Origin of the sequence: Aeromicrobium duanguangcaii (genome assembly GCF_024508295.1) — a bacterium.
Taxonomy (GTDB): domain Bacteria; phylum Actinomycetota; class Actinomycetes; order Propionibacteriales; family Nocardioidaceae; genus Aeromicrobium; species Aeromicrobium duanguangcaii.
Genome location: NZ_CP101990.1, coordinates 2,459,297 through 2,477,823 on the forward strand (window position 1 = coordinate 2,459,297; position 18,527 = coordinate 2,477,823).

Here is an 18,527-nt window from a genome sequence, read left to right on the forward strand (position 1 = left end):
CCGGCGGGGGTCAGCGCTGGTGGTCCGGCAGGTGCGTCTTGGCGAACTCGAAGCCGTCGTGCTCGATGACCAGCGGGATGAGCCGCTCGAGGGCGTGCAGGGCCGTGCCGTCGGCCGCCAGCGGCTCGCCCGGGTAGTCGGCGTCCGCCAGCCGCGCGTCGACGAACGGGCGCAGCGCCGACGTCCGGGCCCAGAACATGGCGCCCAGCGGGAAGTCGAAGTGCGTCGGCAGGGCCATGGTCCGCCCCAGTCTCGACACCAGTGCCTCGACGTGGTCGCGGTTGAGGTCCCAATCGGGCAGGCGGCGATCCTCCGGCCCCACGAGGCCCAGCTGCTCGGACCGCGCGAACTCCTCGACGACCAGGTCGCCGATCCCGGATTCCCCCACGAGGTGAGCCCACAGGTGCTCGCGCCACTGGTCGCCGGCCTCCGGGGTCAGGTGCGGGCTGCGCTTGCCGTGGACGTGCAGGACGAGGTCGTGGTCGGCCAGGCGCTGGGCGACGGGACCGCTGAACAGGGCCGACAGGTTGCGGCCCCGATTGGGCACCAGCAGGACCTCGGCGTCGACACCGGCCGGGTGCTCCCGGCAGATCTCGCGCAGGCGATCGGCAGCAGTCGTGGTGTTCGTCGTGAGCACGAGGCGTCGGGGCGTACCGAGCCCGGCGAGCAGGTCGAGGAACCCCGGCAGCAGATCGGGGTAGTGGAAGTGCCCGTGCACCAGAACGCTGGGGAGCCGGGACGGCGCCGAAGGGCGGTCGCGACCGTCGGCCCGCACGGTGATCAGCCGCTTCGACCAGCGTCCCGCCGGACGTCCCGCGCGCAGGAAGTGGGCGAACGGATCGCCGCCCGCATCGCGGAAGCCGGGGGCCGATTCGGCGTAGGCCAACGGATGGAATCCCGGCCGGGGGCGGCGCACCAGGATGCCCGACCCGGGTCGGTTCAAGGGCGCTCCGGCATGCACACGCTGCAGGTACTCGCGGGCGAACAGCTCACGCTGGTCGGACTCTCCCCCGGTGTAGTGGGACACGTCGAATCCCTCGGGCGTCAGGATCGTGCGCAGCTCCTCGGGCTGACGATCACGGACGCGGCGGGCTCCGCGCCCGAGCACGTCGATCGACGCCTCGAAGTCGACGGTGTGAGCCCGCCCGCGCGCCGTCGGGACGGTCGCGGCGATGGCCGATGCCACGGACTCGTCCTCGTAGACGACCTTCGAGACGGTGGCGAAGAACTCGAGCACGGACCCGGTGGGGGTGAGGGTCCCGTCGAGCTCGCTGACCATCGCGACGACGGGAACGCCCGCGCGCTCGAGGAAGACGGCCAGCTCGCGATGGCCCAGGGAGCCGACGACGGCATAGACCGGCTCGAACCGTCGCTGCAACTCGGCGGCGAGCGTGCGGGCCTCGGCACCCACCGGCGCGCGGCCGTGGTCCAGCCAGATGGCGGTGTCCGAGGCCGCCGTGATCTCGTGGGCCGCCTCGCCGCCGGTCGGCAGCAGCGCCACCACGTGATGGTGCCGGGACAGCTCGTCGATCAGGGAGAGCGCCGGCCCGGCCGCCCCGGTCTCCGGCACGATCACGAGGACCTTCTCGCGCTCGTCGGCCGCCGCCGGCGGCAACACGAGTGAGCTGCGGAGCCACGACAGGGAGGGCCGACCTTCACGGTGTCCGTGGCGGACGTAGTGCTTGAGGAGTCGGGCATCGTCGAAGCGCGCCAGATCACCGTGGCGCGACCGATAGAAGTCGAGGTCGATCAGGGCGTCGTCACCGCGCCGTGCCAGGACCGGTTGCGGCACCGTGCGACCGGCGCCTCGACGACGGGGTCGCTGCGGCCCCACGGGCGTCGACGCGGTCGTCGCGCCACGCTTGCGCCACCAGCCGACGATCCGCAGCTGCTGGGCGCGGATCGCGCGCAACGGCCGGGTCAACCGCCACGAGAGGCGCGCATGGACGGCCGCCAACGCCGCCTCGGCGCGGGCGGCGCGGCGGACCTGTTTCACGCGTGCGGACTCGGCCGCGACGGCCCTGCGGTGGAAGGCCAGCACCTGCTCGCTCAGGTCGGCCTCCCGGTCACGGCTGCGACGGTCGCGCAGCTCGCGCTCGTAGTCGGCCGCCGCGGCCTCGGCGCGGGCGCGGCGGTGGGCGATCACCAGAGCCTCGAGGCGATCGACCTCGGCGGCCAGCCCTGTGATGTCGTCGCGTTGCGCGCTGATGATTCCTCGGCGCACCTCGATCTCGGCGTGCAGCTCATCGCGCAGCGATTCCCGGGCGGCGACGACCGCGTCGAGGTCGGTCACCATCGTCTCGATGTCGGCGCGCAGGGCGTCGTTGTGGGCACGCATCTCGGCCAGGGTCCGCAGGGTGTGGGGAGTCGCTCCAGGGGCCCCCTGCTCCGATGCTCCGTGGACGACCGCCTGCCGGGACAGGTGCTCCGCCGGCGGCGTGGTGCCGCTCACCAGGCCCTGCAGCCGTCGCTCGAACTCCCACGCCCGGCTCATCTCGTCGGGGCTCAAGGGCTCGCCGGCGAGGGCCGCGACCTGGTCGATCAGGTCGCTCAGTCGCGCCGGGACGGAGGGGTCCGGGGCGACCGGGTCGACCAGCGAGCCCACCGAGTGCAGCAGCGCCCGGAAGACCACGTGCCGGCGCGGGAGGGGCTCGGCCCATTCCCATTCCTGGTCGATGAACGCTGCGCGATCGCCGTCGACGATCAGGTTGCGCGGAATCGCGTCGAGGAACCGGCCCTCCACGTGCTCGCCCGATCCGGCCGTACGCGACAGCTCGTCGGCCCAGCGCCGGAACCAGGGGACCAGTTCGGCCACGGTCCACCCCGGGACCGCGACGATGTCGTCCAAGGCCGTGCCCCAGTTTCGGCCCGGGAGGAACGGCTCGTCGGACGGCTGATGGATCAAGGGCCCGGAGCTGTTCGGCAGCGCTGGGTGCATCCGATCTCGCCGCACGGCCAGGCCCTCGTCGGTCCGTTCGATACGCGTGATCGTGCGGAACCGGGCCCGCCGGCCGCTCCCGCTGAATCGCGCCAGGGCCGGGTCCGGGTCGCCCGGAGTGGGTCCGGCGACCACCACGAACCCCGGAGCCGCGTCGAGCAGGCGGTCGAGCTCGTCGGTCGGGCCGGAGGCCGGGTCGGTGTGACCGGCCAGCAGGGAGCGGAGGTCGATGACCTTCTCGTCCAGAGCGGCCTCGGACAGCAGCAGGGTCGGTGCGGCTGCGTGCGGGAACGTCAGGTCCCAGCGCTGGTGCGGCAGTCCGGCATCCGTCAGTCGCTCGGCCAGGTCGTGGCGCACCGGGCCGGTCAGGCTCAGGACCAGGCGGCCCTCCGGTGCCAGGAGGGCGATCAGGCTGGCATCGATCGCGGACGCGTCCGCAAGGACGATCGTCCCGAAGGAGCCGTCGCGACCCAGGTCGGACGTCGTTCCCCACGCGACGGCGACGGTTTCGGTCCCGGCGTGCCACCGGGCCGAGCGGGTGGCGCGATCGGGGTCGGACATCAGGACGACGACCTCGTGGCGTGCAGCCGTCAGCGCGGTGACCAGCAGCGGCGGTGCGGCCTCGACCATGAGGATCGGACCCGGCAGAGCTGCGAGTCGGCTCGCGACCACGGGCGAGAAGGCGGCTTCCTCGGCTCGGATCGCTGCGCTCTGGTCGCCGCCGAGGACGGCTGGGGCTGGCGGGATCGCGTCCGCGCGATGCCACAGGCCGGCGTCGCCGTCCCAGCGCAGACCGGGCAGCAGCGGCTGCGACCGCACGGCCGTCAACGCCTCATCCACCGAGGTCGCCATCGAGATCCTTTCCAGACGCGGAGCGATGCTGCAGCCCCCCGCCGGATGTGATCCACCCGACTCCCGCGGAACAGTGTGGCGGATCCGCCGTCAGCCGGTGTCACCGGCCGAGGCGGCCCGCGACACGCGAATCAGTTCGCGGCGTCGAACGCGTCGAGGATCTCCTTCTTGATGCGCCCGCGCTCGCTGACCTCGTGGCCGTTCTCCTTGGCCCAGGCGCGGACGTGGGCGAGCTCCTCGGGGGTGCGACCCGAGCCGCTGCGAGGGCTGCTGGCCACGCGGCGCGACGGCGAGGTGCGGCGTCCCAGGGCGATGTAGTTCTTGAGGGAGTCGCGGAGCTCGTCGGCCTCCTTGGCCGTCAGGTCGATCTCGTACGAGGTGCCGTCGAGCGCGAAGTAGACGGTCTCGCCCTCTCCGGCGGGGATCTCCTTGCCCGAGATGTCGCTGGTCAGAATCGTGACTACGCGCTGCGCCATGGTGAATACCTTTCGAAATCTCTTATTGAATAGCGGACTTATTCATCACTATTCGTCCCTCACCTTATCCACCGACATTCTGATTTCCCGGGCTTTACTTACGCCAAAGAGAAACTCTTCTTCTCACTATTCACGGCGCCAGGTGAAGCCGACCCGAGGCGGCGGCGCGGATCGTGGCGGTTCTCGGGAATCCGGGCGGCACGAGCGGCAGGGTGACGGTCCGGACCAGCTCGACGTCGACGCGGTCGTCGGTGGTGCTCAGGGTCATCCGCACGTCCGCGGGCACGACTCCGACGACGAGAGCGCGGGCGTCCGCCGCATCGAGAACGGCGGCCTCATCGATGCCTCCGGAGTAGACCGCATCGCGGTCGAGCCCATCGGCGGCGTGCAGGGCAACGCGATCGGCGAGGTTCATCAGCTCGCGTCGTTCCAGGAACGCCGCCGACGCGTTGACGACCACCACGACGAGCATGCCCAAGACGGCGAGGAAGCCCACGGTCAGCACCGTGACGTTGCCACGTTCGCGCCCCGTCATGGTGCGGCCCGATATCGGCCGAAGGGCTCGGTGTGGGTCGACGACACATCGAAGGCCGCCACCGGATCTCCGAACAGGTCGGGAGCGAGGGGCAACCGTTGTGAGGAGCGCACATCGACGACCACGGTCGAGCCGGGTACGAAGCAACTCGGATCGCACCGTGTCGAGACCGAGGCGCCGGACACGTCGTGGTCTGCCAGCACCAGACGGGCGGCGACGCGGGCTCGGGATTCCGCCGTCGCAGCGTCCTCGGACTGGATGAAGGCCCGCGCTCCGGCCTCGCTGGCGGCAGCCACCGCGTACGCCGTGCGCTGGGTCTCGAAGACGGCGATGACGACGTAGACCAGGGGCACCAGCAGGAGCAGCGTCAGCCAGGTGAACTCGACGGTGGCACTCCCCCGCTCGCGGGTCACGGCTCCTCCTGACGGACGGCGTGGCCGACGGCATCGAGGGACACCCCGGGTCCCCACAGCCCGAGCGGTGGCACCTCTGCGCGGATCCGGACCTCGACGACGGCAACGCCGTCGATCTGCGTCTCCCGCGCCACCACGTCGTCGGCGTAGCGGTCGGCCAGGGTGGTGCGAATGACCTCGCGCGCCCGGGCCTGACCGTCTGGGGGTGCCGAACCCAACCCAGCGGCGGCACGGGCACCGTCCGACGCCGCGGCCACCATCGTGTTGCGCACGTGCAGGACCAGGGCGAGTTGGGCGATGCCCAGGACGAGCGGGATCAGCACCATCAGGACCAGCACGAACTCCGGCACAGCGGCGCCTCGCTCATCCCGGTGTCCCGCACGACGCACCGTCACCCGCCGACGGACATCAAGGCCTGGTTCAGCATCGACGTCAGCCGTGGTCCCGCGATCGCCGTGAGTCCGGCGACGACACCGGCCGTCATGAGGGTGATCATCACCCAGCCCGGGACGTCGCCTCGTTCCTGCGTTCGCAGCCGCGCGATGCGTGATCTCATCTAGTCTCCTTCATGTCAGCCACCCGAGGAGAGGTGGAGTCCGGCCAAACCCGGGAAGAATGCGAAGGCGATGGTGATCGGCAGGATCAGGAAGACGACCGGAACCATCATGGCGATCTCGCGCCGGCCGCCGGACTCGAGCAGCTCGCGCCGGGCGGCCTCGCGGACGTCGGCGGCCTGCGCGTGCAGGACGTCGATCAGGGGCGTTCCCCGGTCGATGGCGACGGCGAGTGCCTCGGCGAACCGAGCCACGCTCATCACTCCGGTGCGCGCGGCGAGATCGTCGAGGGCGCCCACGATCGTGCCGCCGGCACGGACCTCGGCGAGGACTCGGCCGAGCTCACGGGACAGGGCGCCGTGGCTCACCCGGGTCACCCGCTCGAGCGAGGAGACCGGGCTCTCACCGGCAGCGACGGACAGCGCGAGCAGGTCCGCGACGGTGGGGAACTCGGCTCGCATGCGTGCCTCGTGGCTCCGCACTCGCGCCGAGAGCCACTGGTCGCACGCGAGGCAGCCACCGATCAGTCCCGCACCACACCACAACAAGAGCGCGATGGCGGGTGGCTGCGCGATGGACCAGGCGACCATCGAGACACCGACCGCGGCTGCGAGTCCGATCGCGCCCCAGGTCGCCTGACGGACGCGGAAGTCCTCGACCGTCTCCTCGCTGCCGCACCGGCGCAGGCGGCGTGCGATCGCCGCGTTGCTGCCCAGCGACTCGCCGATCGACCTGGTGAGTCGCCGCCACGATGGTCCGACCACCTGATCCAGGACACGGCCGGCGCGAGGCTCGGCCGCCGAGGGACGGACATCGCGCACGTACGGCAGCACGCGGTCGGCCAGACTCGGCCGACGGGCGCGGTGCCAACCCTGCGCCATCAGCAGGAGTCCCGTCGTGAACGCGGCGGCGATCACCGCGCCGATCACGTGAGGATCCTCTGCTCGGTGGGCAGTCGACCCAGACGCAGCATCAGCCGGTATGCCGCCAGACACGTGAGGGCGCCCGTGACGAGAAGCATGACTCCGGACGGCGTCGCGAACCGGGCGATCACGTCGCGCTGGAGGCTCATCATGAGCAGCACCAACCACGGGGCGGCGACGGCGAGACGGGCGGCCCCGATCGTCCATGACTGACGCGACTCGAGCTCACCGCGCGTGCGCAGGTCGTCGCGCAGGAATCCGGACAGGGAGCGCAGCAGCCGCCCGAGATCGCCGCCGCCCACCTCACGGGCGATCCGGAGGGCCTCGACGACGCGGTCGCCGATCGGGTCGGCGAGCCGCGCCTTCAGCAGATCCAGACTCTCGGCGAACCGTCCGGTGGATCCGTAGTCGCGACCGAACTGGGTGAACGGCTGGCGCAACGGCTCGGGCCCGCGCTCACCGAGTTGGATGAGCGCTTCGGGCAGCGAGAGCCCCGCCCGGACGGCCGACGCGAGGTGGTCGACCGCGTCCGGCCAGGCCTCGGCGTGTTCGCGCTGGCGGTGAACCGCCCGCGAGCGGATGAGGGCGAACGGGGTCCAAGCGGCCGCGACACCGGCCAGCAGACCGACCACGGCGACCCCGGTGACTCCGGCGGCGACGACAGTCGCGGTCACGCCAACGCCCACCGCGGCGAGGACGATGGCCCGCGGGGCGACCTCAGGCAGACCCGCACTCTCGAGCAGCGCTTCGATCCGGCTCGGACCGGCCACCTTCGACGGCCGGGCCGGCCTCGGCTGCCAGTTGTCGACCACGAGCAGCAGCCCGATGCCGAACACCAGGCCGATCAGCGTTCCCACAGCGACTCCGGATCGATGCCTGCCGCCTCGAACGCCTCGCGCCGCTGCGGGGTTCCCGGTCCACGCACCAGGCTTCCGGCGCGGCGGACGAAGATCGGCTCGGCCTCGATGATGCCGTTCTCGGCGCGTCCGGTGGTGGCGACGATCTCGCGGACTGCCCGGCGACCCGACACGTCGATCGCCGTGTGGACGACGATGTCGACCGCCGTCGCGACCGTCGGCACGACGAAGCCCGCGGAGACGTTCTCTCCCGCCAGCAACGGAAGCGTGCAGAGCTTCACCAGTGCCTGCTTCGCGGAGTTCGCGTGGATCGACGCCATGCCCGGGAGCCCGGAGTTGAGTGCGAGCAGGAGGTCGAGTGCCTCCTCGGCCCGGACTTCACCCACGATGATCCGGTTGGGCCGCATGCGCAGTGCTTCCTTGACCAGCATCCGCAACGTGATCTCACCGGTGCCCTCGAGGCCGGCCTGGCGGGTCTGCATCGCGACCCAGTCCGGGTGGGACGTCTTGAGCTCGAAGACCTCCTCGACCGACACGAGTCGTTGGGTCCCGGGGATCGCGCCGGCGAGGCAGTTCAACAGGGTGGTCTTGCCGGCTTGGGTTCCGCCGCTGACGACGATGTTGAGTCCGGCCAGAACGCATGCCTTCAGGAACGACGCGGCCCTCTCGTCGAGGGTGCCGAGCGTGACCAGGTCGTCGAGGCCGGACGCCCGAGCGACGAACTTGCGGATGTTGACTGCGGTAAACCCGCGGGTGATGCCGTCGAGCACGACGTGAAGACGGTGGCCGCCGGGCAGCATCGCGTCGACGAACGGCTGGCTCAGATCGAGCCGGCGACCGCTGGACGACAGCATCCGCTCGACGAGCTCGCGGACCTGTTCGGTCGTGAGCATGACCGACGTCAGCTCGTGGCGGCCGTCGCGCGCGATGAAGACCCGCTCCGGTTGATTGATCCACAGCTCCTCGATCTCAGGATCGTCGAGGAACCGCTGCAGCGGACCGAATCCCACCAGGTCCGCCACCAACTGACCCACCACATGGTCCGGCTCATCGAGAGCGCGCACCGCACCGGTCAGGCTGCGCTGCTCGTGCTCGGCCACCGCATCGCTGGCGGCGCGACGCACCGCATCGACGTCGGTACGCGGATCGATCCGCCTCTCGCGAACCAGAGCGCGGACCCGATCGGCCAAGACCTCCATGTGCTTCCCCCCGAAAGCCGGTGCTGCTTGGCCTGCATCATGGCCAACGGCGTGACGCGCTCACAAGGCCTGCGAACCAATCTGTGGATGAAGGGGCGAAAGAGACGCCAGGCCGTGCCCGGCACCACGAAACCGAGCCGCGATGAGCGAGGGCTGGCGTCGATCCAGTCCCACTACTGACGCGTTGGCGCTGCCCGTTCCGCCACCTCTGGCCCGCGGGAAGAAGTGCCTGTTGCCGCGGCACGATTCTTCCAACGTGATGTTCCCGAACGTCAGGGACGCACATCACCGCCGCGCAGCCGCGGCACGCAGCGCACCGGTTCCCGCCGCATCCTCGAACGCTGAACTTCTCGCGCTTCGGCGGCGGTTACGACACCGAGAACCTCGAGCGCGTTATGGTCGGCGGCACCGAGAAGCGGGCCGCGTGCGTTGCCGAGAAAGCTCTCCAAGAGATCGACTCGCGGACCACGAGAAGCGAACTCTGTTAGCCGGATTCGACGAGGAGTGGAGCGACGGAGTCTTCGACGATGAGGACGCAGTGGAGCAGGACCTGGACGAGGGCGGCAAGGACTGCGACATCGACTGACCACCACCGGGGCCGCTCCCCGACTGATGCCAGGAGGCGCCATGAAGAAGACCCTCGTTGTCGCCATCGCCGCGTTCGCGCTGACCGGATGCACCGTGAATCCGAACGAAACGCCGGACGTGCGGAGGGAGGTCGCCGCGGACTACGTCAGCTACCTCGTGGGCGAGGACTACAAGAAGGCGTGCGACCTGCTGACCGAGGAATACGTCGCCGAACTCATCGCACAGGCGGCTGCCAAGGACTGCGAGGGAGCGGTCAAGCTGGAGGCCGACTGGCTCGTGAAGGCGCGCGATGTCGAGGACGGGTGGGGTCTCAGCGTCGACGTGGTCCCCACGGTCGATGACCGAATCGTGATCCGTTCGACCGTCATCCTCAGCCTCGACGATGAAACCGGCGAGCGGATCGTGGACGAGTTCTCGTTCGCCAAAGGTGAGGCACCTCTGATCTCCGGCCGTACCCCCATCGGGCAGGAGCGGGCGACCTTCGATTGAGCGCGTCGGGCCCTGACCGACCCACCCAGACCACCACCACTCCACCGACGCCCCTCAGCCCCTTACGGTCCGGGACGTCGTCACGTCTGGCGCACGTTGGCTGCAGTGAACCCGCGAGTGATGCCGCCTCAAAGACCGAGCATGTGAACGATGCCGCGGCCGACCAGGAACAGTCCGCCCGCCGTCAGGATCAGCACCGTCACCAACCGGCCCTTCGCGTCGATGAAATCGGACAGCGCCTGTAGCAGGCGCCGCGTGGGCTGAGGCGCCACCATCGTCATCGCGAGGGGAAGCCACGCCGGCACCGCGCCCAGAACAGTCACGATGGCGACCACGATCAGGCGTTCGAGAACGTCGATGTGGCTGGCGGCGATCTCCTTGGCCACCGGGACCATGACCGCCAGCGTCGTGAAGTTCGTCGCCATGGAGAACACACCGAAGCCCAGCGCCGCGCTCGGACCCAGGCCGCGGTCGCGCGACTTCTTGGGCTTCGGGGCACGCGGCCGCCGGTACCGCAGCACAGCGGCGATCAGCAGGAGAAGGACACCCAGGCCCACGTCGAGGGAGGCGCTCAGCCTCGGCTCCTCGGGAAGGGCGATGGACCGGCCGAAGAGCACCAGCGCCGACAGCAGGACCAACAGCGTCCCACCGACACCGAGGGCGTAGCACCCGGCGATGCGGCGTCCGTTGCGCCCGGACAGCAGCACCGTCTGCTCCGTCATCATGACCGGACTGACAGCGCCCACGAGGGACAGCGGGATCACGAGCGCAAGCACACTGAGCATGGGCCTGAAGCGTATCGCCAGATCAGTGTCCGGGCTTGCCGCTGCGGCGCTAGTGCTTGAAGTGTCCGGTCGCGCGAGCGAGGAGGTGCTGGACCTCGCGGCGGTCGGCGACGGCGAGCTTCGCGATGAGCTTGTCCGCGGCCTTGCCGGCGACCGTCGTGACGGTCCTGCCCTGCCAGGAGATCAGGACCTTGCCGTCCTTGGTGACGACGTGACCGAAGACGTCCTCCGCGAATCGGTTGCGGGCGTCCTCGGGCATGCGCCGACCTTACTTGGTGGCGTCGGCGTCCGGCTTGGTCTCGGTCGCAGCGCCCGGGAGCGGCATGCGGTGCGTGGCCTCGATGTCGTGGTCGGACTTCGTGGCCTCCTCGGCGGGCGTCGGGGGCACGTAGTGCTTGCTCTTGGTGTTGATCGCGGCCGCGATGAGCGCGATCACGATGAACAGCGCCAGCGTGCCGCCGATGAAGATCGCGACCCACTCGAGGAACGAGAGCGTCTCGCCCTGGTCCCACGTGTCCGGGGCGGTGTCGGCCGAGGCCGGCGTCGCGGTGACGACGACGGCGAGCAGGGCGGCGGTCACGGGGGTGATCACTCGGGCGAGGCTCATGGGCACATCGTATCCATCCGCGTCGGCGCGCGACCGCTCACCCGTAGGGTTGAGGCGTGGATTGGTCAGTGAAGCTCGAGGACGTCGTCGCCTGGTTGCTGGACGTGCCCGGCAAGGCCGTCCTCATCATCGTGATCGCGATGGTGCTGCGCTGGCTGGCCCACCGCTTCATCAACCGGCTGACGGGCCGCGCCGCGAAGGGCGCCGTGCCCGAGATCCTCGCCAACTCCAAGGCCGGCGTGTTCCTGTCCGACCTGCGCTCCGGCACGGCCGAGCGGCGCCGCCAGCGCGCCGAGACCATGGGGTCGCTGCTGCGCAGCATCGCCTCGGGCGCCATCTGGAGCATCGCCTTCGTCATGGTGCTGGGGGTGCTCGGACTGCCGATCGCTCCCCTGCTGACCGGCGCGGGTGTCGCCGGCGTGGCGCTGGGATTCGGCGCCCAGACCCTCGTCAAGGACTTCCTCTCGGGCATCTTCATGATCCTCGAGGACCAGTACGGCGTCGGTGACGCCGTCGACCTCGGGGAGGCCTCCGGCATGGTCGAGTCCGTCGGCCTGCGCGTCACCAAGCTGCGCGACGTCAACGGCACCGCTTGGTACGTGCGCAACGGCGAGATCCTGCGCGTCGGCAACCAGAGCCAGGAGTGGGCGCGCACCGTGCTCGATGTGACCGTCGCCTACGACTCCGACCTCGACCAGGTCCAGCAGATCCTGCGCGAGGAGGCCCACGCCCTGTACACCGACTCGACCCTGTCCTCGTTCATGATCGAGGAGCCCGAGGTCTGGGGCGTCGAGCGGTTCGACAAGGACGGCGTCGTCGTCCGCACGGTGGCCAAGACCGCTCCCCTGCACCAGGGCGAGGTGGGCCGTGCCCTGCGAAGCCGCGTGCTGCGCCGCTTCGACGCGGCCGGCATCCGCATCCCCTCCACCACTTTTCCGCCCTCGGGAGGCACCGCATGACCGAACCGCAGAATGACACGCAGGCCAAGGAGACGTTCTACGAGGCGATCGGCGGACACGCCACCATCGCCCTGATCGTCGAGGTCTTCTACCAGGGCGTGGCGCAGGACGAGCTGCTCAAGCCCATGTACCCCGAGGAGGACCTGGGCCCCGCGGCCGAGCGTCTGACGATGTTCCTCGAGCAGTACTGGGGCGGCCCCACCACCTACTCGCAGCGCCGCGGCCACCCGCGCCTGCGCATGCGGCACGCCGACTACGCGGTCACCGAGCAGGCGCGCGACCACTGGCTCAAGCACTTCCGTGACGGCTTGGACGCGGCCCAGCTGGAGCCCGAGCTGGACGCGCAGTTCTGGGCGTACGCCCAGCACGCGGCCAACTTCATGATCAACGCGAAGGGCTGATCAGCCCATCGCCGCGAGGAGCGACTGCCGCTCCTCCTGGCTGAACTTGCGCGACGACTGCTTCGCCGCCTCGAAGCCCACCAGCACGGCCGAGGACGAGGCGAAGGTCTGACCGTCCGCGCCCAGCTGCGCCTCGATCGTGAACGACCCGTTCCCGACCCGTGCGACCCGCGTGCGGGTCTCGAGCGCCGGGCGCCACTCGATCGGCTGGTGGTACCGCGCCTCGACGCTGGCGACCACGAAGTTGCCCGGAGTCAGCCTGGTCAGGACCCCGTTGATGAAGGGGACACGCGTCTCCTGGAAGAGCTCGAAGACCTGGGCTGCGCTGACGTGCCCGGAGCCGTCGAGGTCGGTGCGGCGCACTGCAATCGACCCCGCCTGAGCGGCATCGTTCAGCACCTCGGGGGCGGCGTGCTTTCCGAGATCGACCTCGACGGTGGCGAACTCGGTGTCCGTGCCGGCCACGCCGATGGACTGCAGGACCTGGTCGCCCTCGACGCGGCTGGTGACGACGACGGGCTGACTGCCCAGCAGCAGCGGCCGCTTGAACTGGATCCGCATCGCCCCGATCGGACCGGGCGGGACCTCGCTCATCGCGGCGCGGGCGTTCTCGGCGTACCGCAGGTAGACGACGTTGTTGACGTGGTTCAACGAGTCGAGGTCGGCCCAGCGCATCGGGATGTCGTGTCGGAACTCGGTCACCCGGGCATCCTGCCACGCGTCCACCACCGCCACGCCCGACTCCCTCATGCGCCGACGGTGTCGTCGATCTCGACGACGGCGTCGCCCTCCTGGACGATCTGGCCCTCCTGGACGAGGATTCCGGCCACGTGTCCGTGCGCCGGCGACACCACGGGGATCTCCATCTTCATCGTCTCCATGATGACCAGCGGGTCACCGGGCCCCACCTGGTCGCCCTCACGGGCCAGGATCTTCCAGACGTTGCCGACGATCTCGGCCTTGGCGTTGATCATCGGTGCTCCAGCAGACGCAGGGCGGCGACCAGCCGGTCGCGGGTCTCCTCGGGGTGGATGACGTCCTCGATGATCCCGGCCTCGGCAGCGATGTAGGGACGCGCGACGTTCTCGCGGTACTCGGCGGCCAGCTCGTCGCGCAGGGCGTCGGGATCCTCGGCTGCGGCCAGGGCCCTGCGATGCAGCAGTCCGACTGCTCCACCCGGGCCCATCACCGCGATCTCGGCGTTCGACCAGGCCCAGGCGTGGTCCGCGCCCAGCGAGGTCGAGCCCATCGCGATGTACGCGCCGCCGTACGCCTTGCGCACGACGACGGTCAGGCGCATCGAGCGCTTGGCCTCGACGTAGGCCTTCAGCACCTTCGCGCCGTGCGTGATGATGCCGCGCCCCTCCTCGACCGTGCCGGGCAGGAAGCCGGGGACGTCGACCAGCGTGACGATCGGGATCCCGAACCGGCCGCAGAACTCGACGAAGCGGGCGATCTTGACCGAGGTCTTCGAGTCGAGGATGCCGCCGCGGACGGCGGGCTGGTTCGCGACCACACCGACGGGACGGCCGTCGATCCGGCCGAACACCGTCAGGGCGCTGCCGGCGTGCTCGGGCATGAGCTCGAGGCGGGCGCCGTTGTCGAGGACGCCGTCGATGACATGACGCATGTCGAAGACGACGCTGGCCTTCTCGGGCACGACGGTCGGCAGGCCGGCCGCCGAGATCGGGTTGACCGGGACGGCGTCGCCGACGGGCAGCCGCGCATCGGAGTTGGAGGGCAGGTACGACAGCAGATGGCGCACCGACTGCAGCGCGTCGAGCTCGGTCTCGACCTCGAGGTGCGCCACGCCGCTGGTGCGGGTGTGCATCCCGGAGCCGCCGATGGCGTCGGCCGTGGCGTCCTCGCCCGTGGCGGCGCGAACGATGTCCGGACCGGTCAGGAACATGTGGCCGTGGCCCTTGACCATGATCGTCCAGTCGGTCAGCGCCGGCGAGTACGCGGCGGCTCCGGCGCACGGGCCGAGGATCACCGAGATCTGAGGGATGCGGGCCTGGGCCTCGACGTTGAGGGCGAAGATCTCGCCGCAGCCGTGCAGGGCGTGGATGCCGTCGGGCACCCGGGCTCCGCCGGAGTCGTTGACGTAGACGATCGGGAAGCCGCTGTCGATCGCGAACCGCTGGGCGCGGCAGATCGCGGCGGCCATCACGGCGCCGATCGCGCCCGAGGCGATCGCGGCGTCGTGGCAGGCGACGACCACCGGGTGGCCGTCGACCAGGCCCCATCCCGTGACGACGCCGCTGCCGGCGCCGGGCTGGGCGGCCTTCAGCGGAGCCAGCTCGACGAAGGTGCCCTCGTCCAGCAGCAGCTCGGCGCGTTCGCGGGCCGTGTGGACGCGGGCGCCGCGGGGCTCGACGCGGGCGAATCGCTCGCGTCGACGCTGGTCCAGGCTCGCGCGCGGGGCCGAGCCCGCGTCGGTCGTCTGCGTCGTCAGCCGGTCGTGAGAAACATGAGGCATTCCTCAACTATAGGGCAAACATGAGGAACCCCTCACCTTCGCCTCGCGTGTTTTCGATGTGACCTTCCGCACCCGCCGGGTCGTGCGCTACGGTGAACTAAGCAAGCGCTTAGACACTTCAAGGAGACCGCACGTGTCCGAACCCCGTACCGCCATCATCACCGGAGCCGCCCGTGGCATCGGCGCCGGCATCGCCAAGCGATTCGCCGCCGACGGCTACAAGGTCGCCGTCCTCGACCTCGACGAGGCCGCCTGCCAGACCGTGGTCGACGAGATCGTCGCGAACGGTGGCCAGGCCCTTGCGGTCGGCGCCAACGTGGCCGACCCGGAGGCCGTCGAGGCGGCCGTCGCGAAGGTCGCCGACGAGCTCGGCGCCCCGACCGTGCTGGTGAACAACGCCGGCGTGATCCGCGACAACCTGCTGTTCAAGATGACGCTCGACGACTGGAACCTGGTCATGGACGTGCACCTCAAGGGCTCGTTCCTGATGACCAAGGCCGTCCAGAAGCACATGACCGAGGCCAAGTACGGCCGCATCGTGAACCTCTCGAGCACGTCGGCGCTGGGCAACCGCGGCCAGGCCAACTACTCGGCGGCCAAGGCGGGCCTGCAGGGCTTCACCAAGACCCTCGCCATCGAGCTGGGCAAGTACGGCGTCACCGCCAACGCGATCGCCCCGGGCTTCATCCAGACCGACATGACCGCCGCGACGGCCGAGCGCATCGGCGTGCCGTTCGACGACTTCATCGAGTACGCCGCCAAGGAGATCCCGGTGCAGCGCGTCGGCCAGCCCGAGGACATCGCCAACACCGCCGCCTTCCTGTGCAGCGAGGGTGCGGGCTTCGTCTCCGGCCAGGTCATCTACGTCGCCGGCGGACCGAAGGACTGACGTGACCGTTTCTGACGGAGTGAAGGGCCTCGACCTCGCGGCCCTGCGCACCTGGCTCGACGCTGAGGTCCCCGGGGAGCTTCCCGGGGACCTCAGCGCCACGCTGATCACCGGCGGCAAGTCGAACCTGACCTACGCCGTCACCAACGGCGAGCGTGACGTCATCGTGCGCCGGCCCCCGCTGGGCCACGTGCTGGCGACCGCCCACGACATGGGCCGCGAGCACAAGGTGATGGCCGCGCTCGCGGGCACCGCCGTGCCGGTCCCCCGCATGATCGCCGAGTGCACCGACGACTCCGTCATCGGCGCGTCGTTCTACGTCATGGAGCGCATGCCCGGCACCGCGTTCCAACGCGCCGCCGACCTCGAGGTCCTCGGACCCGAGCGGGTGCGCGACATCACCGAGCGACTCGTCGACACCCTGGCCGACCTGCACGCGGTCGACTACCGCGCCGTCGGCCTGGCCGACTTCGGTCGTCCCGACGGGTACCTGACGCGTCAGGTCGCCCGCTGGAAGAAGCAGCTCGACTCCTCTCGCTCCCGCGAGATCGACGGCATCGACGAGCTGGCCGAGCGGCTGACCACCTCGGTCCCGACGTCGAGCGACGGCACGATCGTCCACGGTGACTTCCGCCTGGACAACGTCCTGGTCGACACCGAGGACGGCGACCGCATCACCACGGTCCTGGACTGGGAGATGAGCACGCTCGGCGATCCGCTGACCGACGTCGCCGTGATGCTGGCCTACCAGAACCTCGCGCTGGACGCCGGACCGTCGAGTGGCCAGGTCACCGACGCGCCCCGCGCGGCCGGCTACCTCTCGCCCGACGAGGCCGTGGAGCGCTACGCCGCACGGTCGGGTCGCGACGTCAGCGAGCTGGGCTTCCATCTGGGTCTGGCCTACTTCAAGCTGGCCGTGATCCTCGAGGGCATCTACCTGCGCCACTCGCACGGGCAGACGGTGGGATCGGGCTTCGACGGCATCGGCGCGATGATCGACCCGCTGGTCCAGCACGGATTGGACGCTACTTCTCAGTAGCGACGGGTAGGGTGACCCCCGTGACCACCCAGATCCTCGAGCCGCGCAAGCGGCCGACGCAGGAACGCAGCAAGGTCAAGTTCGACCACCTGTTGCAGGTCTCGCGTGACCTCCTGCTGGAGACGGGGTTCGAGTCGTTCACGTGCGAGGAGGTCGCGCAGCGCGCCGGCCTCCCGATCGGCACCCTGTACCAGTTCTTCGCGAACAAGTACGTGATCGTGTGCGAGCTCGATCGCCAGAACGCCGTGGCGATCGCGTCCGAGCTGGACAAGCTGGCCAGCGAGCTGCCGACGCTGGACTGGCTCGTCCTGCTCGACCGACTCGTCGACCACATGTCGCAGCTGTGGATCAACGATCCCTCCCGCAGCGCCGTCTGGTACGCCGTGCAGTCGACTCCGGTCACCCGGGCGACCGCCGAGATCACCGAACGCGAGCTCGCCGCTCGCGTCGCCCACGTGCTGGCGCCGCTGACGCCGGGCACGCCGCGCGACCGGCGCAAGATCATGGCCGAGGTGCTCGTGCACATGGCCTACTCGATGTTGAACTTCTCGGTCCGCGATCTGCAGGAGCACGACGAGGCCATCACCGAGCTCAAGCGGCTCCTGGCGTCCTACCTGCTGGCCGCCGAGGCCGGCGCCACCTGAGCCCTCCCCTCCCTCGAGATTTGCTCCTGTTCCGACCTTTCAGAGGCCCTGAAAGGTCGGAAGGGGAGCAAATCTCGCGTCAGGTGGCGGCCAGGACGCGGCTGGGCCGATGATCCGGCGACACGCGCGGCCACGTCGAGAACGGACCGCAGGTCGGTCGTCGGGCCGGTGGCGTTGAAGGTTCCCTCGACGCGTCCCTCGGCGAGGTCGACGAGCCACGCGGCCAGGTCGCGGACGTCGATCATGGCGCAGGGGAAGTCGGGGTCGTCCGGCACGACCACCTCGGCCCCCACCGGGTGCGCGAACCGCCACGGCCAGTATCCGGTGCGCCCCGACCAGTCCCCCGGCCCGGCGATGAGTCCCGAGCGCACCACGGCGGACGGCCCGGCGGTCCTCACGGCCTGCTCACACGCCACCTTCGCCGCGCCGTAGTCGTCGTCGGACGTCATGTCGTCGGCCTCCAGCGGAGCCAGGGTCGCGGCGTCCTCGGACTGCTCGATCGCCGAGAAGTCGGCGTAGGCGTTGCCGCTCGACACGAACACGCGATGGTCGGCGGCCATGTCGCGCACCGCACGGCGCATGTGCCCCGGCTGGCGCGCGACGTCGATCACCCCGTCCCAGTGCCGGTCGGCCACCGGCGCCAGGCCATCGTCCTGGTCGCGGTCGACGGGGACGAACTCGGCGCCCTCCGGCGGCGCGGACGAGCCGCGCGCGGCGCAGGTGACGCGATGCCCGCGGCCGATCGCCGTCCGGGCGATCTCACGGCCGAGGAACGCGGTCCCACCCAGCACGAGGAGCTCCATCGCCCCAGCCAACCGCCGCAGCCGCACCTGCGGAAGCCGTGTTCACCGGGAGCGCAAGATTTGCTGCCATCTCGACGTCTCAGGGGCGGTGAAAGGT

General features: G+C 70.3%; 22 protein-coding genes. 6 read left to right on the forward strand and 16 right to left on the reverse strand.

What is annotated here, in order from left to right; translation table 11 throughout:
- Positions 1-10: 10 nt before the first annotated feature.
- The 9 genes from NP095_RS12200 to NP095_RS12240 form a co-directional block, all read right to left on the reverse strand.
- Positions 11-3,790 (reverse strand): rhamnan synthesis F family protein, encoded by a 3,780-nt coding sequence (locus NP095_RS12200; RefSeq protein ID WP_232418626.1) that lies wholly within the window; start codon positions 3,788-3,790, stop codon positions 11-13.
- Positions 3,791-3,921: 131 nt separating this feature from the next.
- Positions 3,922-4,266 (reverse strand): histone-like nucleoid-structuring protein Lsr2, encoded by a 345-nt coding sequence (locus tag NP095_RS12205; RefSeq protein ID WP_232418625.1) that lies wholly within the window; start codon positions 4,264-4,266, stop codon positions 3,922-3,924.
- 130 nt (positions 4,267-4,396) lie between these two features.
- Positions 4,397-4,801 (reverse strand): pilus assembly protein TadG-related protein, encoded by a 405-nt coding sequence (locus NP095_RS12210; RefSeq protein WP_232418624.1) that lies wholly within the window; start codon positions 4,799-4,801, stop codon positions 4,397-4,399.
- Positions 4,798-5,214 carry a hypothetical protein gene (locus NP095_RS12215; protein ID WP_232418623.1) on the reverse strand — a complete coding sequence of 139 codons (417 nt, stop codon included), beginning with the start codon at positions 5,212-5,214 and terminating at the stop codon, positions 4,798-4,800. The genes NP095_RS12210 and NP095_RS12215 overlap by 4 nt, the downstream gene beginning before the upstream one ends.
- Positions 5,211-5,564 (reverse strand): TadE/TadG family type IV pilus assembly protein, encoded by a 354-nt coding sequence (locus tag NP095_RS12220; protein ID WP_232418622.1) that lies wholly within the window; start codon positions 5,562-5,564, stop codon positions 5,211-5,213. Before NP095_RS12220 ends, NP095_RS12215 begins: the two co-directional genes overlap by 4 nt.
- A gap of 41 nt (positions 5,565-5,605) precedes the next feature.
- Complete coding sequence (locus NP095_RS12225; protein ID WP_187769217.1) at positions 5,606-5,770, reverse strand: hypothetical protein; 165 nt, start codon at positions 5,768-5,770, stop codon at positions 5,606-5,608.
- Between the two features lie 15 nt (positions 5,771-5,785).
- Complete coding sequence (locus NP095_RS12230; protein WP_232418621.1) at positions 5,786-6,697, reverse strand: type II secretion system F family protein; 912 nt, start codon at positions 6,695-6,697, stop codon at positions 5,786-5,788.
- Complete coding sequence (locus NP095_RS12235) at positions 6,694-7,548, reverse strand: type II secretion system F family protein (protein ID WP_232418620.1); 855 nt, start codon at positions 7,546-7,548, stop codon at positions 6,694-6,696. The genes NP095_RS12230 and NP095_RS12235 overlap by 4 nt, the downstream gene beginning before the upstream one ends.
- On the reverse strand, positions 7,536-8,747 hold the full coding sequence (locus NP095_RS12240; RefSeq protein WP_232418619.1) for a CpaF family protein: 1,212 nt from the start codon (positions 8,745-8,747) through the stop codon (positions 7,536-7,538). The genes NP095_RS12235 and NP095_RS12240 overlap by 13 nt, the downstream gene beginning before the upstream one ends.
- 627 nt (positions 8,748-9,374) lie before the next feature.
- Here NP095_RS12240 and NP095_RS12245 point away from each other — a divergent pair.
- Positions 9,375-9,824 (forward strand): membrane lipoprotein lipid attachment site-containing protein, encoded by a 450-nt coding sequence (locus NP095_RS12245; RefSeq protein ID WP_232418618.1) that lies wholly within the window; start codon positions 9,375-9,377, stop codon positions 9,822-9,824.
- A 128-nt stretch (positions 9,825-9,952) separates the two neighbouring features.
- Here the strand turns inward: NP095_RS12245 and NP095_RS12250 are convergent, their stop codons facing one another.
- From NP095_RS12250 to NP095_RS12260, 3 genes are read right to left on the reverse strand one after another with little or no spacing between them, the layout of a single operon-like run.
- A complete protein-coding gene (locus tag NP095_RS12250; RefSeq protein ID WP_232418617.1) occupies positions 9,953-10,609 on the reverse strand; it encodes a GAP family protein in 657 nt (218 codons plus the stop codon).
- Positions 10,610-10,658: 49 nt separating this feature from the next.
- Positions 10,659-10,868 carry a hypothetical protein gene (locus tag NP095_RS12255; RefSeq protein WP_232418616.1) on the reverse strand — a complete coding sequence of 70 codons (210 nt, stop codon included), beginning with the start codon at positions 10,866-10,868 and terminating at the stop codon, positions 10,659-10,661.
- 9 nt (positions 10,869-10,877) lie between these two features.
- A complete protein-coding gene (locus NP095_RS12260) occupies positions 10,878-11,216 on the reverse strand; it encodes a hypothetical protein (RefSeq protein WP_232418615.1) in 339 nt (112 codons plus the stop codon).
- Between the two features lie 56 nt (positions 11,217-11,272).
- On the opposite strand from NP095_RS12260, the gene NP095_RS12265 reads away from it, so the two are divergent.
- Both NP095_RS12265 and NP095_RS12270 read left to right on the forward strand, forming a co-directional pair.
- Complete coding sequence (locus tag NP095_RS12265) at positions 11,273-12,175, forward strand: mechanosensitive ion channel family protein (RefSeq protein ID WP_232418614.1); 903 nt, start codon at positions 11,273-11,275, stop codon at positions 12,173-12,175.
- Entirely contained in the window at positions 12,172-12,576 is a 405-nt protein-coding gene (locus NP095_RS12270; RefSeq protein WP_232418613.1) for a globin, read from the forward strand. Before NP095_RS12265 ends, NP095_RS12270 begins: the two co-directional genes overlap by 4 nt.
- Here NP095_RS12270 and NP095_RS12275 read toward each other — a convergent pair whose 3' ends face one another.
- Genes NP095_RS12275 through NP095_RS12285 form a run of 3 tightly spaced genes read right to left on the reverse strand, consistent with a single transcriptional unit; the run spans position 12,577 to position 15,055 of the window.
- Entirely contained in the window at positions 12,577-13,278 is a 702-nt protein-coding gene (locus NP095_RS12275) for a thioesterase family protein (protein ID WP_232418612.1), read from the reverse strand.
- Between the two features lie 44 nt (positions 13,279-13,322).
- Positions 13,323-13,550: a biotin/lipoyl-binding carrier protein gene (locus tag NP095_RS12280; RefSeq protein ID WP_232418611.1), complete on the reverse strand. Its 228-nt coding sequence runs from the start codon at positions 13,548-13,550 to the stop codon at positions 13,323-13,325.
- Positions 13,547-15,055: an acyl-CoA carboxylase subunit beta gene (locus NP095_RS12285; RefSeq protein WP_232418610.1), complete on the reverse strand. Its 1,509-nt coding sequence runs from the start codon at positions 15,053-15,055 to the stop codon at positions 13,547-13,549. The genes NP095_RS12280 and NP095_RS12285 overlap by 4 nt, the downstream gene beginning before the upstream one ends.
- Positions 15,056-15,188: 133 nt before the next feature.
- On the opposite strand from NP095_RS12285, the gene fabG reads away from it, so the two are divergent.
- The 3 genes from fabG to NP095_RS12300 are packed head-to-tail and all read left to right on the forward strand — an operon-like array spanning position 15,189 to position 17,627.
- Positions 15,189-15,944: a 3-oxoacyl-ACP reductase FabG gene (gene fabG / locus NP095_RS12290; RefSeq protein WP_232418609.1), complete on the forward strand. Its 756-nt coding sequence runs from the start codon at positions 15,189-15,191 to the stop codon at positions 15,942-15,944.
- A gap of 1 nt (position 15,945) precedes the next feature.
- Positions 15,946-16,983 carry a phosphotransferase family protein gene (locus NP095_RS12295; protein ID WP_232418608.1) on the forward strand — a complete coding sequence of 346 codons (1,038 nt, stop codon included), beginning with the start codon at positions 15,946-15,948 and terminating at the stop codon, positions 16,981-16,983.
- A gap of 20 nt (positions 16,984-17,003) precedes the next feature.
- Complete coding sequence (locus NP095_RS12300; RefSeq protein WP_232418607.1) at positions 17,004-17,627, forward strand: TetR/AcrR family transcriptional regulator; 624 nt, start codon at positions 17,004-17,006, stop codon at positions 17,625-17,627.
- Here NP095_RS12300 and NP095_RS12305 read toward each other — a convergent pair.
- Positions 17,594-18,430 (reverse strand): NAD-dependent epimerase/dehydratase family protein, encoded by an 837-nt coding sequence (locus NP095_RS12305; protein WP_232418606.1) that lies wholly within the window; start codon positions 18,428-18,430, stop codon positions 17,594-17,596. The two genes, NP095_RS12300 and NP095_RS12305, sit on opposite strands and share 34 nt — an antisense overlap.
- Positions 18,431-18,527: the final 97 nt, after the last annotated feature.